The 25,224-nt window shown below is 66.0% G+C and carries 24 protein-coding genes, 1 tRNA gene and 1 riboswitch; of the genes, 6 read left to right on the top strand and 19 right to left on the bottom strand.

The window, feature by feature from the left end:
- Window positions 1–143 precede the first annotated feature (143 nt).
- Window positions 144–1,028, top strand: a complete 885-nt coding sequence (locus tag Q4610_RS03695) for an alpha/beta hydrolase (protein ID WP_304534645.1) — start codon at window positions 144–146, stop codon at window positions 1,026–1,028.
- Between the two features lie 667 nt (window positions 1,029–1,695).
- Here Q4610_RS03695 and Q4610_RS03690 read toward each other — a convergent pair.
- A tRNA-Leu gene (locus tag Q4610_RS03690) sits at window positions 1,696–1,782 on the bottom strand.
- 208 nt (window positions 1,783–1,990) lie between these two features.
- Between Q4610_RS03690 and Q4610_RS03685 the strand changes: the two genes are divergently transcribed.
- On the top strand, window positions 1,991–2,470 hold the full coding sequence (locus tag Q4610_RS03685) for a hypothetical protein (protein ID WP_304534644.1): 480 nt from the start codon (window positions 1,991–1,993) through the stop codon (window positions 2,468–2,470).
- A 301-nt stretch (window positions 2,471–2,771) separates the two neighbouring features.
- Here the strand turns inward: Q4610_RS03685 and gltB are convergent, their stop codons facing one another.
- The 5 genes from gltB to Q4610_RS03660 all read right to left on the bottom strand — a co-directional run bounded on the left by gltB (window position 2,772) and on the right by Q4610_RS03660 (window position 11,583).
- A complete protein-coding gene (gene gltB / locus Q4610_RS03680) occupies window positions 2,772–7,307 on the bottom strand; it encodes a glutamate synthase large subunit (protein ID WP_304534643.1) in 4,536 nt (1,511 codons plus the stop codon).
- 97 nt (window positions 7,308–7,404) lie between these two features.
- Window positions 7,405–8,850, bottom strand: a complete 1,446-nt coding sequence (locus Q4610_RS03675; protein WP_304534642.1) for an NAD(P)-dependent oxidoreductase — start codon at window positions 8,848–8,850, stop codon at window positions 7,405–7,407.
- A 165-nt stretch (window positions 8,851–9,015) separates the two neighbouring features.
- Window positions 9,016–9,822, bottom strand: coding sequence for an undecaprenyl-diphosphate phosphatase (locus Q4610_RS03670; RefSeq protein WP_304534641.1), 807 nt, complete (start codon window positions 9,820–9,822; stop codon window positions 9,016–9,018).
- A gap of 153 nt (window positions 9,823–9,975) precedes the next feature.
- On the bottom strand, window positions 9,976–10,902 hold the full coding sequence (locus tag Q4610_RS03665) for a complex I NDUFA9 subunit family protein (protein WP_304534640.1): 927 nt from the start codon (window positions 10,900–10,902) through the stop codon (window positions 9,976–9,978).
- 102 nt (window positions 10,903–11,004) lie between these two features.
- Window positions 11,005–11,583: a TMEM165/GDT1 family protein gene (locus tag Q4610_RS03660; RefSeq protein WP_304534639.1), complete on the bottom strand. Its 579-nt coding sequence runs from the start codon at window positions 11,581–11,583 to the stop codon at window positions 11,005–11,007.
- Between the two features lie 14 nt (window positions 11,584–11,597).
- A riboswitch (yybP-ykoY riboswitch) is annotated at window positions 11,598–11,792 on the bottom strand.
- A 33-nt stretch (window positions 11,793–11,825) separates the two neighbouring features.
- Between Q4610_RS03660 and Q4610_RS03655 the strand changes: the two genes are divergently transcribed.
- A complete protein-coding gene (locus Q4610_RS03655) occupies window positions 11,826–12,242 on the top strand; it encodes a DUF1801 domain-containing protein (protein ID WP_304534638.1) in 417 nt (138 codons plus the stop codon).
- A 13-nt stretch (window positions 12,243–12,255) separates the two neighbouring features.
- On the opposite strand, the gene Q4610_RS03650 is transcribed toward Q4610_RS03655, so the two are convergent.
- The 13 genes from Q4610_RS03650 to Q4610_RS03590 form a co-directional block, all read right to left on the bottom strand.
- Complete coding sequence (locus tag Q4610_RS03650) at window positions 12,256–12,657, bottom strand: hypothetical protein (RefSeq protein ID WP_304534637.1); 402 nt, start codon at window positions 12,655–12,657, stop codon at window positions 12,256–12,258.
- Between the two features lie 89 nt (window positions 12,658–12,746).
- Window positions 12,747–13,298, bottom strand: a complete 552-nt coding sequence (locus tag Q4610_RS03645; RefSeq protein ID WP_304534636.1) for a hypothetical protein — start codon at window positions 13,296–13,298, stop codon at window positions 12,747–12,749.
- A gap of 13 nt (window positions 13,299–13,311) precedes the next feature.
- On the bottom strand, window positions 13,312–13,866 hold the full coding sequence (locus Q4610_RS03640) for a demethoxyubiquinone hydroxylase family protein (RefSeq protein WP_304534635.1): 555 nt from the start codon (window positions 13,864–13,866) through the stop codon (window positions 13,312–13,314).
- On the bottom strand, window positions 13,863–14,342 hold the full coding sequence (locus Q4610_RS03635) for a disulfide bond formation protein B (protein ID WP_304534634.1): 480 nt from the start codon (window positions 14,340–14,342) through the stop codon (window positions 13,863–13,865). The genes Q4610_RS03640 and Q4610_RS03635 overlap by 4 nt, the downstream gene beginning before the upstream one ends.
- Window positions 14,343–14,465: 123 nt before the next feature.
- A complete protein-coding gene (locus Q4610_RS03630) occupies window positions 14,466–15,812 on the bottom strand; it encodes a S41 family peptidase (protein ID WP_304534633.1) in 1,347 nt (448 codons plus the stop codon).
- Window positions 15,813–15,916: 104 nt separating this feature from the next.
- Window positions 15,917–17,152 (bottom strand): murein hydrolase activator EnvC family protein, encoded by a 1,236-nt coding sequence (locus tag Q4610_RS03625; RefSeq protein WP_304534632.1) that lies wholly within the window; start codon window positions 17,150–17,152, stop codon window positions 15,917–15,919.
- Window positions 17,153–17,203: 51 nt separating this feature from the next.
- The gene (locus Q4610_RS03620) at window positions 17,204–17,626 is read right to left on the bottom strand and encodes a 23S rRNA (pseudouridine(1915)-N(3))-methyltransferase RlmH (protein ID WP_304534631.1); all 423 of its coding nucleotides are present in this window, start codon (window positions 17,624–17,626) and stop codon (window positions 17,204–17,206) included.
- 41 nt (window positions 17,627–17,667) lie between these two features.
- Window positions 17,668–18,057, bottom strand: coding sequence for a ribosome silencing factor (rsfS, locus tag Q4610_RS03615; RefSeq protein WP_304534630.1), 390 nt, complete (start codon window positions 18,055–18,057; stop codon window positions 17,668–17,670).
- A 12-nt stretch (window positions 18,058–18,069) separates the two neighbouring features.
- A complete protein-coding gene (locus Q4610_RS03610; protein WP_304534629.1) occupies window positions 18,070–18,699 on the bottom strand; it encodes a nicotinate-nucleotide adenylyltransferase in 630 nt (209 codons plus the stop codon).
- A gap of 58 nt (window positions 18,700–18,757) precedes the next feature.
- Window positions 18,758–18,916, bottom strand: coding sequence for a hypothetical protein (locus tag Q4610_RS03605; protein WP_304534628.1), 159 nt, complete (start codon window positions 18,914–18,916; stop codon window positions 18,758–18,760).
- Window positions 18,917–19,032: 116 nt separating this feature from the next.
- Window positions 19,033–20,493: a DNA recombination protein RmuC gene (locus tag Q4610_RS03600; protein ID WP_304534627.1), complete on the bottom strand. Its 1,461-nt coding sequence runs from the start codon at window positions 20,491–20,493 to the stop codon at window positions 19,033–19,035.
- 167 nt (window positions 20,494–20,660) lie between these two features.
- Window positions 20,661–21,842, bottom strand: a complete 1,182-nt coding sequence (locus Q4610_RS03595) for an aminotransferase (protein WP_304534865.1) — start codon at window positions 21,840–21,842, stop codon at window positions 20,661–20,663.
- Window positions 21,843–22,242: 400 nt separating this feature from the next.
- Complete coding sequence (locus tag Q4610_RS03590) at window positions 22,243–23,097, bottom strand: cold-shock protein (RefSeq protein WP_304534626.1); 855 nt, start codon at window positions 23,095–23,097, stop codon at window positions 22,243–22,245.
- A 279-nt stretch (window positions 23,098–23,376) separates the two neighbouring features.
- Between Q4610_RS03590 and Q4610_RS03585 the strand changes: the two genes are divergently transcribed.
- From Q4610_RS03585 to Q4610_RS03575, 3 genes are read left to right on the top strand one after another with little or no spacing between them, the layout of a single operon-like run.
- A complete protein-coding gene (locus Q4610_RS03585; protein WP_304534625.1) occupies window positions 23,377–23,994 on the top strand; it encodes a ribonuclease D in 618 nt (205 codons plus the stop codon).
- A gap of 15 nt (window positions 23,995–24,009) precedes the next feature.
- The gene (locus Q4610_RS03580; RefSeq protein ID WP_304534624.1) at window positions 24,010–24,657 is read left to right on the top strand and encodes an LPS export ABC transporter periplasmic protein LptC; all 648 of its coding nucleotides are present in this window, start codon (window positions 24,010–24,012) and stop codon (window positions 24,655–24,657) included.
- Window positions 24,657–25,223 (top strand): LptA/OstA family protein, encoded by a 567-nt coding sequence (locus Q4610_RS03575; protein WP_304534623.1) that lies wholly within the window; start codon window positions 24,657–24,659, stop codon window positions 25,221–25,223. Before Q4610_RS03580 ends, Q4610_RS03575 begins: the two co-directional genes overlap by 1 nt.
- Window position 25,224 lies beyond the last annotated feature (1 nt).

Raw genomic sequence — 25,224 nt, 5'->3', positions numbered from 1 at the left:
ACCACGACAACGCGGCCTCAAGGCGTCTGGCTGGGGGCAAATGGAGGCTGAACATGCCAGTGTCGCTCGATCGCCGACATCTTCTGGCCGGCACGGCAGCCGGCCTCTTGATGCCATCTGCGGCAAGGGCCAAATCACCGAAGATGTCCGCCACTCCTTCGAACGGCCCGTCCTTGCCTGACGTGCCTGCGCAGATCATCCCGTTGTGGAACGACACGCCTCCCGGTGGGGCGCGGCAAAAGGTCGCTAAAGCCCCGCCGGGCAAGCCCGAACTGATCATGGGGATAGCAAACCCCAGATTGCATATGGTGCGGCCCGCCAAACCCAATGGCCAGGCGATATTGGTCATACCGGGCGGCGGATATACCGTCATTGCCTTGCAGCATGAAGGATTCGATGTCGCCCATGCGCTTGTCCAGCGGGGATTTGTCGTTTTCATATTGGAATATCGCCTTCCCGACGAAGGATGGAATGAGCGTGCGACAGTGGCGCTACAGGATGGCCAGCGGGCCATGCGCCAGATCCGGGCGAGCGCGGCACAATATGGTTTTTCACCTGACGCCGTTTCCGTCCTGGGCTTTTCCGCTGGCGGACATCTTGCCGCCAGCCTGCTGACAGGGGCCGATCACAGGCTTTATGAACCGCGTGACGCCATCGACCAATGGGATGCACGGCCGCGCGTTGGCGGGCTCATCTACCCGGTAACGCTATTGCACGATCCATTCGGGGTGCCCTTCGTGACGGAGGCGCTCCTGGGCAAGGCTGCCGCACCGGACCTTCTGCGCCGACACAGTCCGGCCGATAGCATTGGCCCCGATACTCCACCGGCATTCCTTGTGCATGCGTTCGACGATGATGTGGTGCCTTATCAGAATGCGGTCTTGTTCGCGGAGGCGATGCGGGCCAGCCGGCGCCCGGTGGAGCTTCATCTTTTTGAGAAAGGCGGGCACGGGTTTGGCCTTGGAGCACCCGACGCTCCGGCAGGGCATTGGCTGGACCTGTTCACGGCCTTTCTGCGCCGGCATTGACCAAGGCGACCTCATGGCAGGTGCCGCCCTGGCTCCAGCTTCCACTTCCTGCTCAAGAGGATGCAAGACAATCACTCTGACCGCTGGCGTTGCCACGGGCAACAAGCGCGCGTCCGATGTGGCCGACGGCACCCAAATCGATGCGGCTCGCCGGCTATACTCTCCAGGCGGCCGTCGATACTGAGCATCCTCTCATTGTTGCGCGCGCTTTTGAATATCGGGTAGGATCGCGGCCAGCTCTCTTCCATGGCTGCGCACGCCAAGGACGCCATGGGCGTCGAGGGTCAACGGCCGAATGACCCGCGCACCACTCCTAAGGGGCTGCGCCTTCTCGTGTAAATCCGTTTCACACGGCCTGGACCAGCCCAGGACGCGGCAACCGAGTCCGGTGTATGAGAAATGGATGATGGACTGACTGCATTCCCGACCGCGCAGTCGGGAATGCACTGTAAGGAAAGATTGGGTGCCAAGAATGACCAATAAGCTTGCGCCAATATGATTCTTGCAGCCAGTCGACATCGCAGGAGAAACGAATGCTGAGATGCTGGACGAAAGCGGGCTTCGTGGAGACGGCTGTGACTGCCGCCGAATTCCGGGAGGCGCCAAAGCCGGAAGGGCTTTCCCCTGGCGGGGAATTTTTCCTTACCCTGCAAGGACTTGGACTGTCTGGTGCGGTCAAGAAGACTCGAACTTCCACGGCCTTTCGGCCACAACGACCTCAACGTTGCGCGTCTACCAATTCCGCCATGACCGCACATCAAACAGGAAACCGGCGGGGCCGGTGCCTTGGTAGGAGGCGGCCATTAGCAAAGGCTTTTGGGTCATGCAACAAGTGTTCTGCATCCGCGTTGTGATTGACCGGGAAGGTTGGCGCCGGCGTGGCGAGAGGACGCGCCAGGACGCGCCGGACATGGGAGCAGGTGACAATGCCGATGCATTTCTGGATAACGGCAGGCGCGACCATGGCCGTCGCATCCTGCATGGGGCTGGGCCTGGGCCATTATGTCACCAGCCCGCAGGCCCAGTCGCCCGCCGACACGGCGGCGGCGCAGTCGGTTTACGAGACGTTCGACGGCAACGCGCCGGCCGCCGATGCGTCGGTCGCGGCGCAGAATGGGCCAGCGGTGATCGATTGTCGCGGTTGCGGCCCGACGCTGGAGGAACGCCGGTGGAAGGCCGACATGGCGGGGCTGGACGCCGACGGGATGCTTCATGGCAGCAGCGATCCGGTGGTGCGCGATTATCAGGCGCAGACCATCGCGGAGGACATGATGCCCGATGCGGCGCCATCGCCGATCCATGCCCTGCCGCCGCGGATCGCGCGCTTCGCGGCGGGCGAGGGCGCGGAGCCTGCGGCCCTTGCGCAGGCCGCCGCGGAGCGCACGCCGCCGGTGGCGCCGGTGGTGGTGCCGGTGGTGGCGACGGTGGAGCCCCGCTTCTAGAGCGGGATGCTGTCAGATCGATCCGCTCCGTCCTTGCGGGCGCAGCGCAGCAATCCATGGCGCGCGGTGGACGGGTTGGGCTTCACCCGCCTTCGGCCCGCTGCGCTTGCAAGGACGCAGCAAATCTGTGTCCTCGGACTCCGGCTGACGATCATGCAGTTCGCGCCCTGATACGGGTGCCTGCGTTACACTCCATCCTCCCCTTCACAGGGGAGGATTTTCGCGTCGTTTTTTGCCGAAAGCCGGTTCCCACTTTTCCGCACGATGCCTTAGTTTCGGGCGGCTTTAGTTTCAGGCGGCCTTATTCGGCCGCGACGGTTTCGGCCTCCGTGTCGCTCAGCGGATGGGCGAGGCGGTTCACCATTTCCTTGGGGCACACCTGCCAGATATAGCGGCGCCAGCGATCCCAGTCGTCCAGGATGGTGTTCGACCATTTGCTGTCGGTCGCGACCGCATGTTCGGCGATCAGGGCCTTGACCAGCGCCTCCCAATGGGCGCTTTCCAGCCGCTGCCAGACGATGCTTTCGGGGTTCGCCTGGGTCGGGAAGCTGCCATCCTCGTCCAGGATGAAGGCCATGCCGCCGGTCATGCCCGCGCCGAAATTGGCGCCGGTCTTGCCCAGGATCACCGCCGTCCCGCCGGTCATATATTCGCAGCCATTCGCGCCGCAGCCCTCGACCACCACTTGCGCGCCCGAATTGCGAACCGCGAACCGCTCGCCCGCCTGGCCCGCCGCGAACAGCTTGCCGCTGGTCGCGCCATAAAGGACGGTGTTGCCGATGATCGTATTGTCCTTCGACGACAGCGGCGAGGAGACGGTGGTGCGGACCTTGATGATGCCGCCCGACAGCCCCTTGCCCACATAGTCGTTGGCGTCGCCGAACACTTCAAGCGTGATGCCCTTGCACAGGAAGGCGCCGAGCGACTGGCCCGCCGATCCGCGCAGGCGCACGGTCAGATGGCCGTCGGCAAGTGCCGACATGCCGAACTTTTCGGTCACGGCGGCGGACAGGCGGGTGCCCACGGCGCGATGCGTGTTGCGCACCGTGTAGGTGAGCTGCATCTTTTCGCCGCGTTCGAACACGGCGCGCGCGTCCTTCATCATCTGCGCGTCCAGGCTGTCGGGCACCGGATTGCGCCCTTCCAGACTGAAGCGGCGCAATGCGTCGGGGGCGTCCACCTTGGCCAGGATCGGGTTGAGATCGAGATCGTCCAGATGCTCCGCGCCGCGATTGACCTGTTTCAGCAATTCGGTGCGACCGATCACCTCGTCCAGGCTGCGGAAGCCCAGACGCGCCAGGATTTCGCGCACTTCTTCCGCGATGAAGGTCATCAGGTTGATGACCTTTTCGGGCGTGCCAGTGAATTTCTGGCGCAGCTTTTCATCCTGCACGCACACGCCCACGGGGCAGGTGTTGCTGTGGCACTGGCGCACCATGATGCAGCCCATGGCGACAAGGCTGAGCGTGCCGATGCCATATTCCTCCGCACCCAGGATCGCGGCGATCACGATGTCGCGCCCGGTCTTGAGGCCCCCGTCCGTGCGCAGCTTTACCCGGTGGCGCAGGCCGTTGAGGGTCAGCACCTGATTGGTTTCCGACAGGCCCATTTCCCAGGGCGTGCCGGCATATTTGATGCTGGTCTGCGGGGACGCGCCGGTGCCGCCGACATGGCCGGCGACCAGGATCACGTCGGCATGCGCCTTTGCCACGCCCGCCGCGACCGTGCCGATGCCGGCCTGGCTGACCAGCTTCACGCACACCTTGGCGCGCGGGTTGATCTGCTTGCAGTCGTAGATGAGCTGGGCCAGATCCTCGATCGAATAGATGTCGTGATGCGGCGGCGGCGAGATGAGCGTCACGCCGGGGGTCGAGTGGCGCAGCTTCGCGATGAATTCCGTCACCTTGAAGCCGGGCAACTGGCCGCCCTCGCCGGGCTTGGCGCCCTGGGCCACCTTGATCTCGATTTCCTCGGCGCTGCCCAGATATTCGGCATGGACGCCGAACCGGCCGGACGCGATCTGCTTGATCACGCTGTTGGCATTGTCGCCATTTTCGTAGGGTTTGAAGCGGTTCGCATCCTCGCCGCCTTCGCCCGACACCGCCTTCGCGCCGATGCGGTTCATCGCGATCGCCAGCGTTTCATGCGCTTCGGGGCTGAGCGCGCCCAGGGACATGCCCGGCGTCACGAAGCGCTTGCGGATTTCGGTGGTCGCTTCCACCTCGTCGATGGGAACGGCTTCGCGGGCGAAGTTGAATTCCAGCAGGTCGCGCAGATAGACCGGCGGCAGATCGCGCACGCCGCGCGAAAATTGCAGATAGGTCGAATAGCTGTCGGTGCCGACCGCGGTTTGCAGCAGGTGCATCAGTTGCGCCGAATAGGCATGGCTTTCACCGCCGTTGCGCTGACGATAGAAGCCGCCGATCGGCAGGCGCACGGCGGCGCTGTCATAGGCGGCTTCATGGCGCAGCATCGCGCTATAGTGGAGCGAGGCATAGCCTTCGCCCGAAATCTTGGCCGGCATGCCGGGAAAGAGATCGGCGACCAGCGCGCGCGACAGGCCGACCGCTTCGAAATTATAGCCGCCGCGATAGGAGCTGATGACCGCGATGCCCATTTTGGACATGATCTTGAGCAGGCCTTCGTTGATGGCGACGCGATAGCGTTCGACGCACTGATCGAAGGTCAAATCGCCGAACAGGCCGCGCGCATGGCGATCGGCGATGCTGGCTTCGGCGAGATAAGCGTTCACCGTGGTCGCGCCGACGCCGATCAGCACCGCGAAATAATGGGTGTCGAGCGCTTCGGCCGAGCGCACGTTGATGGAGGCGTAGCTGCGCAGCCCCTTGCGCACCAGATGGGTATGGACGGCGGCCGCCGCCAGCACGCCGGCGATGGCGATGCGGTCGGCGCTGACGCCTTCGTCGGTCAGGAAGATTTCGGTGCGGCCTTCGCGGACCGCCTGTTCGGCTTCCTCACGGATGCGGCGAATCGCGGCGCGCAACTGTTCCTGCCCGCCGGTGGCGGGGAAGGTGCAGTCGATTTCCGCGACGGCGGGGCCGAAATAGGCTTTCAGCCGCGCCCATTCGGCGCTTGTCACCACCGGCGATTCCAGCACCAGCACATGGCTGCTCTGCGCGCCTTCCTCCAGGATGTTGTGGAGGTTGGAGAAGCGCGTCTTGAGGCTCATGACATGCCGTTCGCGCAAGGAGTCGATCGGCGGGTTCGTGACCTGGCTGAAATTCTGGCGGAAGAAATGGCTGACGGTGCGCGGCTTGTCGGAAATGACGGCGAGCGGCGTGTCGTCGCCCATCGACCCGATGGCTTCCTTCGCATCCTCGACCATGGGACTGAGGATCAGTTCCATGTCTTCGAGCGTCAGGTTGGCGGCGACCTGGCGACGGGTCAGTTCCGCCTTGTCCCAGGCGGGCAGGGCGGTCGGCGCGTCGGCGAGGTCGGCGACGGTCAGGAAGTCCTTGATCAGTTCGCCATAGGGGCGTTCGCCGGCGATCTGGTCCTTGATCGCGCGGTCGTCATAGAGTTCGCCTTCCTGAAGATCGATCGCGATCATCTGGCCGGGGCCCATGCGGCCCTTCTTGACGATGGTGGTTTCGGGGACGACGACCATGCCGGTTTCGGAGCCGACGATCAGCAGATTGTCGCCGGTCAGCGTGTAGCGCAGCGGGCGCAGCGCGTTGCGGTCCACCCCGGCCACGACCCAGCGGCCATCGGTCATGGCGAGCGCGGCCGGGCCGTCCCATGGCTCCATGACGGAGGCGAGATAGTCGTACATGTCGGCATGGGCCTTGGGCAGGTCTGCACTGGCCGACTGATAGGCTTCGGGCACCAGCATCAGCTTGGCCGTGGGGGCGTCGCGACCCGACCGGCAGATCGCCTCGAACACGGCGTCGAGCGCGGCCGTGTCCGACGCGCCGGCCGGGATCACCGGCTTGATGTCCTCCGACTGCTCGCCAAAGGCGAGGCTGGCCATCTTGATCTCGTGGCTCTTCATCCAGTTCTTGTTGCCGCGGATCGTGTTGATCTCGCCATTATGGGCGAGCGTGCGGAACGGCTGGGCCAGCCACCATTGCGGGAAGGTGTTGGTCGAATAGCGTTGATGGAAGATGGCGACGCGGCTTTCGAACCGCTCGTCCTGCAAGTCGGGGTAAAAGACCGACAGCGATTCGGCGAGGAACAGCCCCTTGTAGATGATCGAGCGGCAGGACAGCGAACAGACGTAGAAATCGTTGATCTGGCTCGCGATGACCTGCTTTTCGATCCGGCGGCGGATCAGGTAGAGATCCTTTTCGAACTCGGCCACGTCGCGTTCTTCCGGCATCGGGCCGGCGATCATGATCTGCTCGATTTCAGGCCGCGTGCGCTGCGCCTTTTCGCCGATGACCGACACGTCCACCGGCACCTGGCGCCAGCCATAGATGGTGTAGCCCGCGTCGATGATCTCGCTCTCGACGATGGTGCGGCAGGTTTCCTGGGCGCTGAGGTCCGTGCGCGGCAGGAAGATCATGCCGACGGCGAGGCGATTGGGCAGCGGCTTGTGGCCGGAGTCCGCGATCGCATCGTCGAAGAAGCGCACCGGCAGGTCGACATGGATGCCCGCCCCATCGCCGGTCTTGCCATCGGCATCGACCGCGCCGCGATGCCACACGGCTTTCAGCGCATCGATCGCGGAGGCGACCACGCGGCGCGACGGACGGCCATCGGTGGCGGCGACCAGGCCCACGCCACAGGCGTCGCCTTCCAGGTCGGGATGATACATGCCCTCGGCCGCGATCCGTGCGCGTTCTTCGGGGCTGGCCATGAAGGGAGTATCAGTCATGATCGCCGTCCTATTCTTCCGTTCGGTTCGAGCCTGTCGGGAACCCTGCGCCACGTTCTCGACAAGCTCGAACCGAACGGGCTGGGATGATGAGGATTTAGGCTGCCACGCTTTCGCGGGTCTTGGCCTTGGCCTTCAGATATTTGTGCATATGCTCCGTCACATCGCGGCCGTCGCGGATCGCCCAGACCACCAGCGATGCGCCGCGCACGATGTCGCCTGCGGCGAATACGCCGTCAACGCTGGTCATCATCGTCTTGTGGTCGACGCGCAGCGTGCCCCAGCGGGTGACGGACAGGTCTTCGCTGCCGAACAATTTGGGCAGGTCTTCGGGGTCATAGCCCAGCGCCTTGATGACTAGGTCGGCTTCGAGCGTATGTTCGCTGCCCGGATCGGGTTCGGGCGCGCGGCGGCCCGATGCGTCGGGTTGGCCCAGGCGCATCTTCGTCACCTTGACGCCGGTGACATGTTCGGTGCCTTCAAAGGCGATCGGCGCGGTCAGCCAGACGAATTCGACGCCTTCTTCCTCGGCATTGGCGACTTCGCGCTGCGATCCGGGCATATTGTCGCGGTCGCGGCGATAGAGGCACTTCACCGACTTGGCACCCTGGCGGATCGCGGTGCGGACGCAGTCCATCGCGGTGTCGCCACCGCCGATGACCACCACATGCTTGCCCGTCGCCAGCAGCGAGCCGTCGGCATGTTCTGGCACGGCGTCGCCAAAGCCCGCCTTGTTGGAGGCGGTCAGATAATCGAGCGCCTTGACCACGCCGGCCGCGCCCACGCCCGGCGCCTTGATGTCGCGCGGCTTATAGACGCCGGTGGCGATCAGGATCGCGTCATGCCGTTCGCGCAACCCGTCCAGCGTGGCGTCGCGGCCGATCTCGAAACTTTCGTGGAAGATGATGCCGCCATCCTTCAGGCGCTGGATGCGGCGCATGACCACGTCCTTTTCCAGTTTGAAGCCGGGAATGCCATAGGTCAGCAGCCCGCCGGCGCGGTCGTGCCGGTCATAGACATGCACCTCATAACCCGCGACGCGCAGATATTCGGCCGTCGTCAGCCCCGCCGGCCCCGCGCCGATGACGCCGACCGACTGGCCGCGTGCCGCGCCGGGGACGAGCGGTTCGACCCAGCCTTCCTTCCAGGCGGTGTCGGTGATGTATTTTTCGACCGAGCCGATGGTGACGGCGCCGTGACCGGAAAATTCAATGACGCAATTGCCCTCGCACAGCCGGTCCTGCGGGCAGATGCGGCCGCAGATTTCGGGCATGGTGCTGGTCAGGTTGGACAGCTCATAGGCTTCGCGCAAGCGGCCCTCGGCGGTCAGGCGCAGCCAGTCGGGGATGTGATTGTGGAGCGGGCAATGGGTCGAGCAATAGGGCACGCCGCATTGCGAACAGCGCGACGCCTGTTCCTCCGCCTTGTCCAGAATGAAACTGCGGCTGATTTCCAGGAAATCGTCGGCGCGGGCGTCGGCGGCGCGCTTGTCCGGGTAGGACTGGCCCAGGCCAACGAATTTCAGCATCGGATTGTCGCCCATAAACCTGTCCCTGACTATGTTGCAGTTGCGCACATAGCAGAAAGACCCACGGAGTCACGCGGATTCTGGCATATAGGTCAGCAATATTGACTAAATAATTTGCGTTTTCCGCGCTTTTTGCGAATGGATTGCAAGTTTTGCGTCTCTAATATGACCGATGCGGGCCTATCGCATGGTCAGCCAGACGAGCGCGGCCGCGCCGGCGATGATTCGATACCAGGCAAAAGGCGCAAAGCCGTGTTTCGACACGAGGCCGACGAACCATTTGATGACCAGCAGCGCGACGAGAAAGGAGACGAGGAAACCAAGGGTGATACTGTCCCAGCCGATGGCCGCGCTGGTGATCCGGTCGCCTTTCTTGAGCAGTTCCAGCGTGGTCGCGCCGAGCATGGTGGGGATGGCGAGGAAGAAGCTGAATTCGGCCGCCGTGCGGCGTTCGACGCCCAGGGTCAGGGCGCCCATGATGGTCGCGCCCGACCGGCTGACGCCGGGGATCATCGAAATACATTGAATGAGGCCGATACCGAGCACGCGGACGACCGGAATGTCGGCGATGCCGTGGAACCGCTGTTCCTTCACCGCACGCTCGATCAGCAATATGGCGATGCCGCCGGCGATCAGCGCCCAGGCGACGACCGTGGGCGCGCCCAGCAAAATCTCGATATAATCGTGCAGCGCCAGGCCGATGATGGCGGAAGGGATGAAGGCCAGGAGCAGGTTGCGCAGGAAACGCCAGCTCACCGGCTCGCGCCGCAGCAGCCCCATGCCGACCGCCCAGAAGGTGCGCCAGTACAGCACCACGACGGCCAGGATCGCGCCAAGCTGGATGATGACGTTGAACATCGCCCAGGTGGCCGCGTCATAGCCCAGCAACTCGCTCGCCAGGATGAGGTGGCCGGTCGAGGAGACGGGGAGGAATTCCGTCAGCCCTTCGACAATGCCCAGCAGGATGACGGTCAGATAATGGTCCATAAGCAGGCAGGCTCCTTTTGGCTCCTCCCCTGTAAGGGGAGGGGGACCGCGCCCGAAGGGCGTGGTGGAGGGGTGTCCCGCTATCGTGAGGGTGACACCCCTCCGTCAGGCGCTACGCGCCAGCCACCTCCCCTGCAAGGGGAGGATTATGGGTCAGGCGCGGGCCCTGCCGGCGAAGCGGCCATGCTTGCGGTAGCGGACCATCCATTTGTCGGCGACCGCGCCCATCGGGGTGGGGGCGACGCCCAGCGCCGCCAGCCCTTCCGAACCGGGTGCCGCGACATTGTCGCGGCCGAGCATGGCGAGCTGGTCGCGGGTGATCGGCCCGCCGGGCAGCAGCGCCAGCAGCGACGCAATGCCATGCGGCACGTCGATGATCGGCCGGTCGCGGCCGATCGCCTTCGCGATCCAGGCGTTGATGTCCTTCATGCTCAGCATCTGCGGCCCGGCGACTTCATAGGTCTTGCCGCCATGGACGCCGGGATGCTCCGCGGCATTGGCGATTCCCTGCGCCACGTCGGCGACATAGACGGGCTGGAACTTCGTCGCGCCGGCGATCACCGGGATGACCGGCGCCATTCTGATGAGGTCGGCGAAGCGGTTGAGGAACTGGTCCTCCGGCCCGAAGATGATGGACGGGCGGATGATCGTCGCGCCGGGGAAGGCGGCCTTGACCGCCGCCTCGCCCGCGGCCTTCGACCGGCCATAGGCGGAAGGGCTGTCGGGGTCGGCGCCGATCGCCGAGACATGGACCAGCGCGCTGACCCCGGCGGCGGCCGCCGCCTGCGCCACATTGGCCGCGCCCTGATGCTGGAAGGCGTCGAAATCACCGGCCAGGATGCCGACCAGATTGATGACGATATCGCTGCCGCTGATGGCGCGGGCGACGGTGGCAGGCTTGCGGATGTCGGCCGCGACGAACTGGCTCTGGCCCAGATTGCCGAGCGACTTCACCTTGACCGCGCTGGCCAGGTCGCGCTGGGCGATCCGCACCCGCGCGCCACGCGCCATCAGCGCCTGTGCGACCTGCCGGCCCAGAAAACCGCCGCCGCCGAAGATGGTTACAAGCTTGTCCTTCATCACGCGCGTCCCATGTTCATGAATAAGGGGAATGACTCTGCCAAACCCCTTGCAACAGCCGCCGCGTGCTGACAACCGCCAGCGGCGCGGCGGCCGTTCTTTTTACCCGATCCAGCCCTGGAAGTCAGCGAGCATCCACAGGCCAAGGGCGAGGAACAGCAAGGCCGCCCCGATCTGGAGCGCGCGCATCGGCACGCGCTTGGCCAGCGCTTCGCCGAACAGGACGGCCGGCACATTGGCGACCATCATGCCCAGCGTGGTGCCGGCGGTAACGGCGATCAGGCTGTCGAACCGCGCGCCCAGCGCCACCGTCGCCACCTGCGTCTTGTCGCCCATCTCGACCAGGAAGAAGGCGACCAGCGTGGTCACGAACACGCCCGCCTGCGACGGCGCCTTCAATGGCGCATCCTCGTCGATCGTGTCGGGCACCAGCGTCCAGGCGGCCATGGCGATGAAGGACAGGGCGACGGCGTAACGGAACCAGGGTTGCGTCAGCACGCCCGCGATCGAATGGCCGAGCAGCGCGGCGAGGAAATGATTGGCGATCGTGGCGACGAATATGCCCAGGATGATCGGCACCGGCTTCCTGAAGCGGGTGGCGAGCAGCATGGCGAGCAACTGCGTCTTGTCCCCCATTTCGGCGAGGGCGACCAGGGCGGCGGAGGTGAAGAGCGCTTCCATCGTGACATTTCCGGGGCCGGGCGGAGGTGAAACAGACACAATGCCACCGTCGCCTTCCGCCCGGCCGGACAGAAAAGCGCCGATGCCATTAGTCTCGCCTTACGCGGGCGTTCCCGCGTCTCCCATGCCATGGCCTCTCGGCCAAATATGTTGACATAGGACCCGTCCCTTCGATCGGAACGGCTGGCTACTCCCCAGATGACGCGCTAATCCCTAGGCGAGGGGCATGGGGAAAGCAAGCCATGGCGAAGGATGCGCACAAGATGGCCGAGACGGCGGCGGACGTAGAGGCGTTTCTGGCACGGGTCGAACCGGCCGAGCGACAAGCCGACGGGCGGGACGTGATGGCGATGATGGCACGGCTGTCAGGCGAGCCGCCGGCCCTGTGGGGGCCGAGCATCATCGGTTTTGGCCGCTACCATTATCGTTATGACAGCGGGCGCGAGGGCGAGAGTTGCCGCATCGGCTTTTCGCCGCGCAAGGCGGAGCTGGTCTTTTATCTGGCGGGACTGGAGGAGGCGGATTTCGTGGCCCTGGGCAAGCATCGGCGCGGCAAGGGCTGCCTCTATATCAAGCGGCTGGCGGGCGTCGACAGGGCGGTGCTGGAGGCGCTGATCGTCAAGAGCATCGCCCATATGGATGCAACCTGGCCGCGATGACGGGACGGCGCGTTCAAGGCTGTCCGGCGCTTTGCTGCATCCGCCGTTCGGCGAACCATTGTTCCAGCATCCTGGCGGTGCAGCCGGTAAACCCGTTGCTGCCGATCACCGAACAACTGTTGGGCAGGGTCTGGCGCTGGGTCTGTTCCATCGTCGCGACCTGGCTGCCCCAGCCGGGGCCGCCGACGATTTCGGGCTTTTCGCGCAGCTTCCTGGGGATGCGATAGCGTTCCGATTCGGGGCGGCGGGCGCATACGACGATTTCGTCGCCCTTGCCCTGCGGACAGGGATCATCGCCATAGACCAGCAGGTTGATGGTGCGTTCGGGCGGCGGTTCGGGCTGGGCGAGGGCGAAGGTCGGCAGGCCGGCGGCCAGCAGGAGGGCGAACAGGGGAAGCATGACGTGACGCCGCATGGCAAAATCCTTCATGGCCCCTGCTGGATGACGGACCTGCCCCATGTCCGGCGATATGGCATCAGGACGCCACCGGCGCCCTGAAACCGTCATGGCTGCGGCGGCGTGGCCGGTGTGGTCGTGGCCTGGGCTGCGGCCTTTTCCTCCGCCTTCACCCGCGCCTCGATCGCGTCGCTGTCCGCATCGATGGTGGACAGGCGCTTGGCGCGTTCGGCCGCGACCAGATCCTTCCAACTGGCGCTGTCTGCCGCCTGCCGTTCCGCCTTGGCGAGGCGGGCCAGTTCGGCAAAGCAGCCGGTCGCCCCGCCACCACCGACCGGCGAGCAGCTTTCGGTGCCGGTGCGGCCGACATATTCCATCGACCGGACCCGTTCGCCCCATGCCTGATGGCTGGGCTGGTTGGGGTCGCCGCGCAGCGGTTCAGGGATGCGGTAGCGTTCCTTTTCATCCTTGCGCGCGCACACGACGATATCATTGCCCTGGCTCTGCGGGCAGGCGTCATCGCCATAGACGATGACGAGATTGACTTTCTCCGACGCCGGATCGGTCACGGCCGTCGGGACGCTGGCGGGCTGGGCCAGTGCGGGGACGGATGCGCCCAGCACCAGCGCGAAGGCTGCGGTCATCGGGGTCCTGATCATCAATCCGTCCTTTTCAAATGCGCTTCGAAAGCGCGATAGCCGCACGACAGCCCAACCGGATGGCGCCGGACAGGAGAGGGTAGGCGGGTGCCTGTTCCGCGCCATGGGCGATCGCCGTGTCGCGATGCTCGACCTCCTCCGCCTGGAAATCCGCGATGGCGGTGGCAAGTTCCGGGTCGTCGGCGCCAAGCTGGTCGAGTTGATCGGCATAATGACGGTCGATCTCCGTCTCGATCGCGGCGGTGCAGGCCATCGCGGCCCTTGGCCCCATCGCGGCGGTGACGGCGCCCAGCGCGAAGCCGGCGACGCTCCAGACCGGGGCGAGCGCGGTCGGGCGGACGCCACGCCGGACGATCATCGCGTCGAAGGCGGCACGGTGCCGTTCCTCCTGCGCGGCCATGCCGGCGATCAGGCGGCCATAGGGATGGCGGTCGCCCATCACGGCAAGCTGGCCGGCATAGATGCGGGTAGCGCCAAACTCCCCCGCCTGATCGACGCGCAGCATGGCGGCGCGGTCGACGGGGTCGGGCCGTTTGCCCGGTCGCGGGAAATCCTGTGGCGCGCTCATGCTTTCCTCGCTTTCAGTAGCAGGGCCAAGATGGCGAGTGCGACGGCGCTGGACAAGAGGCCGTTATAGCCGGCGAGCGAAATGCCCAGCAGGCTCCAGGGCGCGACATCGCAGCGGATGAGCGGGGTCGCCCAGATCTGGTTCAGCAGGTCGGCGGCATTGCCGCCCGCCGTGGTGGAGCAGGTGGTCAGCCCTTCCCACCAGCCATATTCGACCCCGGCATGGAACAGGCCGATAAGGCCGCTGATGCCGATGGCGAGGCCTGCGAGGCCGGCAAACAGTGCGCTGATGCAGGGGCGGGCGCGCAGGGCATAGGCGGCCAGCGCCAGCGGGATCGCCGCCATATGGGGATAGCGTTGCCACCAGCACATCTCGCATGGATGGAGGCCGCCGATATATTGCGAGGCATAGGCGCCGCCCAGCAGCAGCAGCGGGGTCAGCAGCGCGAGGGCGCGGGCGAGAGAAAGGCTCTTCATAGCGCCCGCTTAAAGCCTTGGCCGGCTTTCGTCATGCTGAACTTGCGGAATATCCGTTCGATGCAAGCGGGTCGAGACGCGCGCGGCATGTTCTCGACCGGCTCGAACCGAACGGGGGGCGGATTATTTCGCTGCCGGCTTGCGCGCCTGCGCCGCCGCGATGGTGGCGCCAGGGGTGCTGGCCAGGCGGGCGATGGTCTTGAGCGCATAGTCGAGCTGGAAATCCTCGACGCCCTTCTTCTTCAGCTCCTCGGCCGACAGGGCGAAGCGCGGATCGTCCTTGCTGTCTTCCTCCAGCGCCTTGTCGTCGCTCTTGATTTCATTGATCAGGTGGCGGCGCAGGTCGCTTTCGCGATATTTGGGGCGGTTCTTGTAATCGGGGTCGGACAGTTGCGGCACGCGGATGTCGGGCTGGATGCCGCCTTCCTGCACGCTGCGGCCCGATGGAGTGTAATAGCGCGCGGTCGTCAGCTTGAGCGCGGTGGTGTTGCTGAGCGGGAGCATGGTCTGGACGCTGCCCTTGCCGAAGCTGCGTTCGCCCATCACCAGCGCGCGATGCTGGTCCTGGAGCGCGCCGGCGACGATTTCGGAAGCGGACGCCGAACCTGCGTCGACCAGCACGATGACCGGCAGACCCTTCGCGTCGTCGCCCGGCTTGGCATAATAGCGTTCGACATCGCCCTTGGCGCGGCCCCGCTGCGACACGATTTCGCCACGTTCGAGGAAGGCATCGCTGACGCTGACCGCTTCATCCAGCAGGCCGCCGGGGTTGGAGCGCAGGTCGAGGATATAGCCGGTCGGCCTGTGGCCCAGCGACTTGTCGATGCTGCGGATCGCCGATCGCACGTCCGCCCCGGTATTGGCCGAGAAGCTGACGATGTTGATGACGCCGATATTGTTCTTCACTTCCCATTTCACGGGCTTGAGCTGGATGATCTCGCGCGTGAGGGTCAGGTCGATCGGCTTGTCGCGGCCGGCGCGCACGATGGTCAGTTTGAGGCTGGTGCCCGGCTGGCCGCGCATCTTGTCGACCGCCTCGTCCAGCGTGCCGCCATAGATGAGCTGCCCGTCGATATGGGTGATATAGTCGCCCGCCTTGATCCCCGCGCGCCAGGCAGGGGTATCCTGCGTCGGCGCGATCACCTTGACCGCGCCATCCTCCTGCGTGACCGAGAGGCCCAGGCCGCCATAGCTGCCCTCCGTCTGGGTGCGCAGATTCTGGAAATCGCGCGCGTCGAGGAAGCTGCTGTGCGGATCGAGGCTGGCGAGCATCCCGTCGATCGCGCCCTTGATCAGCTTTTCGTCATCGACCTTTTCGACATAGTCGCTGCGGACCTTCTGGAACACATCCATGAATTCGTCGAGCGCCTTGTAGCTGCTCGCTTCCCCATCGGCGAGCGCCGCGGTGGTGGCGGGGATGAGCGCGAGCGCCCCAAGCGCGAGCGCGCCCTGGAGGAAGGGAGATTTCATGGGCATCCTTGATTCCGGCATCTGCGGTCCACCATAAGCCGATTCGCGTCCTGACGCAAAAGCGCGCTTCGATGGAATGTCGCGCAGGATCGATGAGCGTCGGGTTAACCCAACCCCACCAGCGGCACGATATCCACCGGGCGGCCATTGCGGCGCAGTTCGACGGTGATGTTGGGGCGTTCCGGGCCGGTGAGGCCGACCGGGTCGCCCTGGCGCACAGTATCGCCCACCTGCGCGGTGACGCGGTGGAGGCCGGTGATGAGCGTGGTCCAGCCCTGGCCATGGTCGATGATCAATATCTGGCCATAGTCGCGATAGGGACCGGCGAAGGCGACCCGGCCGGCGGTGGGGGCGATCGCCTGCGCACCCGGCTGCGTCACCAGCGTCAGCCCGCGCGAGCGGACGCCGCCGTCATTGACTTCGCCCATGCCGGTGACGAGTTGACCGATCACCGGCAGGCGATAGGGCGGCGGGCCGGCGGCCGGGGCGGTGCGTTCGGGCGCGGGGGCGCCGGCGCGGTCGGGGCGGGCGGGGCGCAGCAGCGGGCCGGACAGCGCGGCCAGCCGGTCGCGCAGGTCGCCTGCATCCTCCAGCCGGTCCATCAGGTCGACAATGTCGCGCGCCCGTTCGCCCAGCGCCAGCGCGCGTTCGCTTTCGAGTCCCGCATTGGCGCGATAGTCGCGGGCGGCAACACGCTTTTGCGCTTCCAGCGCCGCGAGCGCGGTCTGGCGGTCCTTGCGGTCGGCCTGCGCCTGCGCCAGCGCGTCGGCGGCCTGCTGCGCGGTGGCGCGCAGGGCGCGGCTCTTGTCCAGTTCGGCGCGCAGGCCCGCCGTGCGCTGCTGAATGACGGGCAGAATCTGGCCCAGCATCGCGCGCATATGGACGGCATCGCCGATCGATCCGGGCTGGACCAGGGCCAGCGCCAGCGGGCGGCGCGCCATCATCTGGAGCGCGGCGGTCAGGCGGACGATCGGTTCCTGCTTCGCGGCAAGGCGGGCGGCCTGGGCGCGCTGCATCCGGGCGATGATGGCGATGCGGGCCTGCGCCGCCTGCATGTCGGCCTCCGCCTGCTGGATGCGGGCGGCGAGCGCGGCGGCGCGGCGGCGCGCCTGTTCGGCTTCGTCACGGGCGGCGCTGGCCTGCCGTTCCAGGCGGGCGGAGCGGTCGCGCGCCTCGTCCGACTGGCGGCGGGCGTTTTTGAGCGCCTGCTGTTCCTGTGCCAGGGTGGTGCCGGCGGTGCCCGACAGGATGATCGCGCTGTCGTCGGCAGCAGGCAGGCGCGTGGCGGCGAGGACCAGGAGGCCCGCCAGTCCGCCTGCGATGATGAGAGTGCGCTTCACCCGATGCCCCGACCCGTATCGTCCCTGACTAGGCGGAAAACCGGCCGGGTTCTACCCTTCGCGATGATAGGGGTGGTTTGCGAGGATCGAGCAGGCGCGCCAGAGCTGTTCGGCGAGCATCGCGCGGGCCATCATGTGCGGCCAGGTCATCGCGCCGAAGGCGATCAGCAGGTCGGCATTCGCGCGGTCCGCGTCATCGAACCCGTCCGCCGCGCCGATGAGGAAGCGGCATTCGCGCGTGCCCGTGTCGCGCCAGCCCGCGATCCGGCGGGCGAAGTCGAGGGAGCCGAGCTGCCTGCCCTTTTCGTCCAGCATCACCGTGACGGTGCCGGGGCCGGCGGGGGGCAGTTTGCCACCGCGATCGGGCATTTCGGTGATCTTGTGCGGCATGGTCAGCCGCCTGACATAGCGGTCGACCAGATCGGCTTCGGGCGAGCGCCCGATCTTTCCGCGCGCGATGATGTGGAGGAGCATGGCGCTCCTCCTAACCCGTCATCGCACGCCTGTCGAAGGGTTCAGGCGTTGCCCGCGACCGGCGCGTCGACAAAGCCCCACATCCGTTCCAGATTGTAGAAGCTGCGCACTTCCGGCTTGAACAGATGGACGATCACGTCGCCAGCGTCGATCAGCACCCAGTCGGCGACCGGCAGCCCTTCGACACGGGCGGAGCGGCCCGTTTCCTTCTTGATCCGTTCGGCCAGATGCTGGGCGATCGCGGCGACCTGACGCGAGGAACGGCCGCTGGCGATCACCATATAGTCGGCGATGCTGCTCTTGCCTTCAAGCGGGATGGAGATGGTTTCCTGGGCCTGGTCGTCGTCGAGCGATTGCATGACGAGGGCGTGCAGGGCGGCCACGGATTGCGCGCCGGGCGCGATATCGTTGGCAGGGGCGAGGTTAGACAATGAAACTCCAATCTAGATGACGTACCGGCGCGTGAGCGGATCGCGCACACACGTTGCTTCATATTCGCGATGCCAGAGGGGGTCCGCCTGCCGCAGCAGGGTCGCCGATCTTGGATCAGGGCGAAAGCGCAATAGCACGAGCGCCGGTGGTCTCCAATTCGTCCAGTCTGCACTCTGGCGCGCGGACCGGACGAAGCGCCGCAGCCAGCTCATGGCCACAGAGCCACGGGCGGCACCATCATAGCCCGGACGGGCGATGACGGCAATGGGCATTTGCCGGGCGATGCCGCGCCAGTCGCGCCATTGGCCAAATTGCGCCAGATTGTCCGCCCCCATCAGCCAGATGAAGCGGTTTCCGGGGTAGCGGCGGGCGAGCGCGCGCAGCGTGTCGACGGTGTAGCGGGTGCGTAGCTGGCGCTCGATCGCGGTGGCGCGAATCGGGGCGCGGCGGGCGATTGTGCGGGCATGGGCGAGGCGGGCGGGGAGCGGGGCCATGCCCCTGGCGGGTTTCAGGGGATTGCCGGGGGAGACGAGCCACCAGATTTCGTCCAGGCCCAGCGCTTCTTTCGCGAACAGCGAAATGGCGCGATGCCCGCCATGGGCCGGATTGAAGGAGCCGCCGAGCAGGCCGATGCGTGTCATCGCCCCGCCATGCCAGCGCGTGGACGGGGCGGCAAGAGGCCGATCCGCGCAGGCGGGATCAGCGGCCGCCGAAAGCGGGCTTGCGCGTCCTGTGATAGGGAATCCTGTCGAGCTTCGCCATCAAATCGGCAAAGGGATTGTCCTGTGCGATCCGGTCGTCGCGCGGCGGGGGATCATCCCTGGCCTTGTCCGGGCGCCGCAGCGGGCGGCGCGTCAATAATGACTTCCACATATCATTCTCCGACCCGCGATCCTGTTTGCATGGGATCGCTTATGGAGAAGAGACGCGGGGGAGCCGGGCTTGTTCCTTTGTTTCTGCACTGCGCTCCTGCTTCACTCCGCCGCCGGCAGCGCCCGCGCCTCCTCGGTCTGGGCGTCGCGGGCCAGCAGGTCGAGCGGCTCCATCGCCTCGATCTCCTTGCCGCCGGTTTCGATGTCGAGGTCGCGGAACTTGCGGCCGGTGGACAGGACGCGGGTTTCGAAGCTGCCGATGAAATTATTATAGTTGGCGACAGCGCTGTTGAGCCCGGAGCCGAGCTTGCGAAGATGGGTGGCGGCGATGGCGAGGCGTTCGTAGAGTTCCTTGCCGAGCTGGCCGACCTGCTGCGCCTGTTCCTGCATCCTGGCCTGCCGCCAATGGCCCGCCAGGGTGCGGGCGAGGGGGAGGAAGGTGGCGGGGCCGCAGATGATGACGCGGTTCCTGGCGGCGCGTTCCCACAGGTCCATGTCCGCTTCCAGCGCGGCGGTGACGAAATTGTCGCCCGGCACATACATGATGACGAAGTCGGGCGCCTTGTCGAACTGTTCCCAATAGGCCTTGCGCCCCAGCGCGTCGGCATGGGTGCGCATGGCGCGGGCATGGTCGAGCATATGGGCGTCGCGCAAGGCGGGATCGACCTGATCGACGGCGTTCAGATAGGCGACGAGCGAGCATTTGACATCGACCACCATCTGCTGGTCGCCGGGCAGGTTGATGATGAAGTCGGGGCGCAGGCGGGTTTCGGCGCCATCGGCCTCCACCGCGACCGACACTTCTTCCTTGAAATCGACGAAGGGGGAGAGGCCGGCGGTTTCGATGAGATTCTTGAACTGCTGCTCGCCCCAGCGGCCGCGAGTCTTGGGGGCGGCGCGCAGGGCGTTGACCAGCTTGGCCGTCTCCTCGCGGACCTGCCCCTGGCCCAGATGGACCTGCTGCACCGCTTCGCGCAGTTCGGCATAGCTGCCGACCCGTTCCTTCTCGACGCGGGCAAGGCCTTCCTCATAGCGTTTGAGCGTGGTTTCGACCGGGTTGAGCAACGTCTTGAGCTGGGCCTCGCTCTTTTCGTTCGCCTGGGCGAAGCGCTGGTCGGCGCGGGTCAGGAACTGGGCCTGGGCCTGGTCGAGCAGCTTGCCGCCGATTTCGCTGAACTGGGCGGAAAGCTGTTCCTTGGCGTCCCTGAGCGCGGCGATCTGCGCCTCGAACGCCTGGGTGCGGGCCTGGGTGTCGGACCGGAGCGCGGCGAGATCGCGCAGCGCGGCTTCGCGTTCGGCCTGGGCGGTGTCGAGCCGCTGGGCGAGGGCGGCCTGCGCCGATTCGAGGCGGGCGATGCGGGTTTCGGCCTGGGCGACCCGCTCCTTTTCCACCGCCAGTTCGGCGATGGCGCCGTTGCGCTGGGTCGTGGCAAGGTCGACCTTGCCGGCAAGGTCGGCCTTCTCCGCGGCGAGCGGGGCGGTGGACCGGGCGCTCAGCAGCCAGCCGACCGCGAGGCCGATCAGCAGCGCGGCGAGGGTGAAGATGGCGGCCAGGCTGTCCATGCATATCCTTGTCTGGAACGAAACAGGAACCTAGCCGCCGGACGCGCATGTCGCAAGACTGATACAGCGAGTGGGACAGCTAAAATATCCGCGCGCATTTCATTAGTTAGCTAAGCAATGAAATGCGCGCGGCGTTTCGACCACCGGGCGCGCCGCTTGTGCGCGCGTCAGCCCAGCGTCGTGCGGAAGGCCGCCAGCCGGGCGATCGCCTGATCCAGTGTCGCGTCCGCCTTTGCAAAGCAGAGGCGGACGAGATGCGTGACCGGCGATTGCGGGCAGAAGGCGGACATGGGGATCGCCGCCACCCCGGCTTCGTCGATGATGCGGTCGCAGAAGGTCATGTCGTCCAGCGCGATGGCCGATGCGGGCAGGTCGATCGACAGGAACCAGGTCGCGCCGCTGGGCTGGACGACATAGCCCGCCGCTGCCAGGCCCGCCGCCAGCCGGTCCCGCGATGCCTGATAGACGGCGCGCTGACGGTCGAACCAGGCATCGGGCCAGGACAGTCCCTGCGCCACCGCCCATTGCAGATTGGGCGGGGTGGTGAAGGTCAGGAACTGATGGGCGCGGGCCAGCAGGGTGGCGATCGGCGGGGCGGCGCACATCCAGCCGACTTTCCAGCCGGTGACGGAAAAGATCTTGCCCGCCGAACCGATCTTGACGGTGCGTGCGCGCATGCCCGGAAAAGCCATCAGCGGGCGGTGGGGAATGCCGTCATAGACGGTCTGTTCCCAGACCTCGTCGCACAAGGCGATCAGGTCATGGGTGACGCACAGATCGGCGAGCAGCGCCAGTTCCGATTCGCGCAGGACGATGCCGGTGGGGTTCACCGGATTGTTCATGAGGAGGATGCGGGTGCGCGGCGTGATCGCCGCTTCCAGCAGGGCACGGGTGACGCGCCAGTCGGGCGGGGCCAGGGTCACGACCTTTGCCACGCCCCCGGCCCGTTCCACCAGCGGCAGATAGGCGTCGTAGAGCGGGGCGAGCATGAGCACTTCGTCACCCGGCCGCACCAGCGCGAGCAGGCTGGCGGCGATCGCCTCGGTCGCGCCGGAGGTGACGATCACCTCCTGCGGGCTGAGGTCGAGCTGTTGATGGCGGGCATAATGGCCGGCGACCGCGCTGCGCAGTTCGGGAAGGCCGGACATCGGCGGATATTGGCTGGATCGGGTCAGCAGCGCGTCGGCGGCGGCTTGCAACATGGCGCGTGGGCCGGGGCCTTCGGGAAAACCCTGCCCCAGATTGATCGCGCCGGTTTCGCGGGCGCGGGCGGACATATGTTCGAAGATGGTGGTGGACATGTCCCGATAGACGGGATGGCCAGGCGAAGAGAGGGCCGGGATGGTCATGATCGGGAAATAGGCGGTTCGAGGCGGGCGGTATAGAGGCGGGCGGCATGGAACTGGACAGGATGGAGCATCGTCATGGCTGGCGCGTGCCTGCACGGCGAGGGGATCGTTGCGCAGTGCCGGCGCCCGCATGATCCATCGTCATTTTCGCGCGGGCGGGAAGTCGTCTCCCACGCTGTCATCTTGATCTTATGGCAGGCGATGAGTCCCCGCCTGCGCGGGGATGACGTGGAAATGCCTGAATGGTGCATTGCGCAATGCCCCCTGCCAGGAGAGATGAACTTTGCTCGACACATCATGCGGGGTGGCAAAGGACGGTATCGCCAAAGAAAAAGGGGCCGCTCCTGCGAGCAGCCCCTTGCATCCTCTCCCCTTGTAACAGGGATGATATCAGGCTGGTTCAGTCGGCTTTCGACTGGAGGTTCACCGCGGCATATTTGCCGCGACGATCGACTTCCAGTTCGAAGTCGAGGCGATCGCCTTCGTTCAGGGCGCCCAGGCCAGCGCGCTCGACGGCGCTGATGTGGACGAAGGCGTCCGGCTGGCCGTCATCGCGCTGAATGAAGCCGAAGCCCTTCATCGCGTTGAAGAACTTCACCGTGCCGCTGGAACGCTCGCCGGTCAACTGGCGCTGCGGGCCACGATCGGCGCCGCCGCCGAAGCCGCCGCGATCACCGCGATCGGCGCCGAAGCCGCCGGGCGCGCGGGGTTCGCGCGGGGCGCGTTCCGTCACGGGCAGGGGTTCGCCGTCGATCACCAGATCGGTCGCCGACACCTTGCCGCCACGATCGACCAGGGTGAAGCCCAGTTGCTGGCCTTCGGCCAGGCCGGTCAGGCCGGCCTGTTCGACCGCGCTGATATGGACGAACACGTCTTCGCCGCCATCGTCACGGACGATGAAGCCGAAGCCCTTCTGACCGTTGAAGAATTTGACGACGCCCTTGCCTTCGCCGACGACCTGGGCAGGCATGCCGCGACCACCGCCGCCGCCACCGCCGCCGAAACCACCGCCGCCGCCGCCGAAGCCGCCGCGACCACCACCGCCGCCAGCGCCGCCGCCGAAGCCGCCGCGATCACCGCCGCCGAAACCTCCACGATCGCCGCCGAAGCCGCCACCACCACCGCCGAAGCGATCACCGCCGCCAAAGCCGCCGCCGAAACCGCCACGGTTGCCCGCATCGTAGAAATTGTCGTCGCCGAAACCGTCGCGCTTATCCTTGCCGCGCCCGCCGCGGCGACCTCTATCAAAACTCATGCCCTGTTAGTCACTTTCGCTTCGCCCCAAGACCAATCGGACAAACATGTCGGGCGAATGACATGCAGAATCCACCGCAAAGGCGGGTTTGGGAATCACTATATCAACTTTTCAGGACAGCGCGAATGATTTTCACCGTTGCGATCCTGATCCGTTCTTATAGCGCAAAATCGGCGGATTTGGGACGATCCACCTTGTCCGGGCAACGGTTCGTCCCGCCATGCGCGCCATGCAAAGCGCTGATTGCGGTGCAGGCGGTTTCGCCATAGAGGGGAGCGCATGACCGTTTATTTCCATGAAGAAGATTTGCCCGCCGGCGTTCTTGGCCCCGGCCCGATCGCCATCGACACCGAAACGATGGGCCTTGTCACCCCGCGCGACCGGCTGTGCGTCGTCCAGATCAGCGATGGCCGGGGCGACGAGCATCTGGTGCGCTTCAAGCCGGGCAGCGATTATGCCGCGCCCAACCTGAAAGCGGTGCTGGCCGATCCTGACCGGCTGAAACTCTATCATTTCGGGCGGTTCGACATCGCCGCGATCAAATATTATCTGGGCGTGGTCGCCGCGCCCGCTTATTGCACCAAGATCGCGTCGCGCCTGATCCGCACCTATACCGACCGGCACGGGCTGAAGGAACTGGTGCGCGAACTGCTGGGCCAGGACATCAGCAAGCAGCAGCAGTCGAGCGACTGGGGCGGCCCGGTCCTGTCGGACGCGCAGAAGGATTATGCCGCGTCCGACGTGCGCTATCTCCATGCGATGAAGGCCGAACTGGACAAGCGCCTGATTCGCGAAGGGCGGATGGAACTGGCCCAGGCCTGTTTCGATTTCCTGCCGCACCGGGCCGAGCTGGACCTGGCGGGCTGGCCGGAAATCGACATTTTCGCACATATGTAAAGGAGCCGCCGCTTCGTGTCCGTCCAGGCCGATCAGCAACGCGACGTGCGCCGCCACTGGGCGCGGCCGGGCGGCAGCCATGACCGGATGGTCGGGCTGCTCAAAAACTGGCTGCCGGTGGCGGTCGGCGTGCTGGCCGCGCTGCTGGCGACCGCGCCCTTCACCGGCGGCGACAAGGTGAGCTTCGTGCTCGACAAGAACAAGGTCGAGGTGGCGAAGGACCGGATGCGGCTGACCGAGGCGCTCTATCGCGGGCAGGACAGCAAGGGGCAGCCCTTTTCCCTGCGCGCCGGGTCCGCCGTGCAGAAAAGCTCCCGCGAGCCGATCGTCGACCTGAGCAGCCTGTCCGCGCGCATCCTGCTGTCGGACGGGCCGGCTGTGCTGACCGCCCAGAAGGGGCGGTACGACATGGACAGCGAGCGGGTCGGGATCGACGGGCCGGTGCAGTTCGAGGCGGCGGGCGGATACCGCCTGACCACCCGCGATGTCGGGATCGACCTCAAGACGCGGCGGATGAAGAGCGCGGGGCGGGTCGACGGGCGGATCCCGATCGGCACGTTCAGCGGCGACCATCTGGAGGCGGACATGGCCGCCCGGACGGTGACACTGAATGGCCGGGCGCGCTTGCGCATCGAGCAAAATGGCCTCAAAGGGCGGAACTGATGAAACGCACCCTGATCCTGTCGTCGGCCGGCTTTGCCGGCACCGTCGCGCTGATGTTCGCCGGCGCCAGTGCGCCATCCATCGCGCAGGTGTTCAGGAATCATGACAGCAACGCGCCGGTCAATTTCAATGCCGACCGGATCGAGGTGCAGGACCGCGCCGACCGCGTCGTCGTGTCCGGCAATGTCGAGGTGACGCAGGCGGGCATGACGCTGAACGCCGCGCGCATGACCGTGGCCTACAGCAAGCAGCCAGGCGGCGGGTCGAATGGCGTGGACATCGACCGCATCGACGCTTCGGGCAATGTCGTCGTGACCAAGGCGGACCAGACCGCGCGCGGCAATGTCGCCATCTACGACCTCAACAGCAAGCTGATCACGATGCTGGGCAATGTCACGCTGACGCAGGGGGCGAACCGGCTGAGCGGCGGACGGCTGGTGATGGACCTGAACAGCGGCCGGTCCACGGTCGATGGCCGATCGTCGGCCGGGGGCGTGCCGGGCGCGGCGACCAGCCCCAGCGGGCGCGTGTCGGGCACCTTCACCGTGCCGCAGCGCAAGAACTGAT

This window comes from Sphingobium cyanobacteriorum (assembly GCF_030580935.1).
Taxonomy (GTDB): Bacteria; Pseudomonadota; Alphaproteobacteria; order Sphingomonadales; family Sphingomonadaceae; genus Sphingobium; species Sphingobium cyanobacteriorum.
This window is presented reverse-complemented; position numbering and strand designations above follow the sequence as displayed.

Bases quoted from the DNA above. Each gene is read 5' to 3' on its own strand.
- Q4610_RS03695 (WP_304534645.1), top strand. From the start codon at position 144: ATGTCCGCCACTCCTTCGAACGGCCCGTCCTTGCCTGACGTGCCTGCG.
- Q4610_RS03665 (WP_304534640.1), bottom strand. From the start codon at position 10,902: ATGAAGGACAAGCTTGTAACCATCTTCGGCGGCGGCGGTTTTCTGGGC.
- Q4610_RS03660 (WP_304534639.1), bottom strand. From the start codon at position 11,583: ATGGAAGCGCTCTTCACCTCCGCCGCCCTGGTCGCCCTCGCCGAAATG.
- Q4610_RS03645 (WP_304534636.1), bottom strand. From the start codon at position 13,298: ATGATCAGGACCCCGATGACCGCAGCCTTCGCGCTGGTGCTGGGCGCA.
- gltB (WP_304534643.1), bottom strand. From the start codon at position 7,307: ATGACTGATACTCCCTTCATGGCCAGCCCCGAAGAACGCGCACGGATC.
- Q4610_RS03590 (WP_304534626.1), bottom strand. From the start codon at position 23,097: ATGAGTTTTGATAGAGGTCGCCGCGGCGGGCGCGGCAAGGATAAGCGC.
- Q4610_RS03600 (WP_304534627.1), bottom strand. From the start codon at position 20,493: ATGGACAGCCTGGCCGCCATCTTCACCCTCGCCGCGCTGCTGATCGGC.
- Q4610_RS03585 (WP_304534625.1), top strand. From the start codon at position 23,377: ATGACCGTTTATTTCCATGAAGAAGATTTGCCCGCCGGCGTTCTTGGC.
- Q4610_RS03640 (WP_304534635.1), bottom strand. From the start codon at position 13,866: ATGAGCGCGCCACAGGATTTCCCGCGACCGGGCAAACGGCCCGACCCC.
- Q4610_RS03630 (WP_304534633.1), bottom strand. From the start codon at position 15,812: ATGAAATCTCCCTTCCTCCAGGGCGCGCTCGCGCTTGGGGCGCTCGCG.
- Q4610_RS03635 (WP_304534634.1), bottom strand. From the start codon at position 14,342: ATGAAGAGCCTTTCTCTCGCCCGCGCCCTCGCGCTGCTGACCCCGCTG.
- Q4610_RS03670 (WP_304534641.1), bottom strand. From the start codon at position 9,822: ATGGACCATTATCTGACCGTCATCCTGCTGGGCATTGTCGAAGGGCTG.
- Q4610_RS03620 (WP_304534631.1), bottom strand. From the start codon at position 17,626: ATGCTCCTCCACATCATCGCGCGCGGAAAGATCGGGCGCTCGCCCGAA.
- Q4610_RS03575 (WP_304534623.1), top strand. From the start codon at position 24,657: ATGAAACGCACCCTGATCCTGTCGTCGGCCGGCTTTGCCGGCACCGTC.
- Q4610_RS03650 (WP_304534637.1), bottom strand. From the start codon at position 12,657: ATGCGGCGTCACGTCATGCTTCCCCTGTTCGCCCTCCTGCTGGCCGCC.
- Q4610_RS03675 (WP_304534642.1), bottom strand. From the start codon at position 8,850: ATGGGCGACAATCCGATGCTGAAATTCGTTGGCCTGGGCCAGTCCTAC.
- Q4610_RS03595 (WP_304534865.1), bottom strand. From the start codon at position 21,842: ATGACCATCCCGGCCCTCTCTTCGCCTGGCCATCCCGTCTATCGGGAC.
- Q4610_RS03655 (WP_304534638.1), top strand. From the start codon at position 11,826: ATGGCGAAGGATGCGCACAAGATGGCCGAGACGGCGGCGGACGTAGAG.
- Q4610_RS03685 (WP_304534644.1), top strand. From the start codon at position 1,991: ATGGCCGTCGCATCCTGCATGGGGCTGGGCCTGGGCCATTATGTCACC.
- Q4610_RS03610 (WP_304534629.1), bottom strand. From the start codon at position 18,699: ATGACACGCATCGGCCTGCTCGGCGGCTCCTTCAATCCGGCCCATGGC.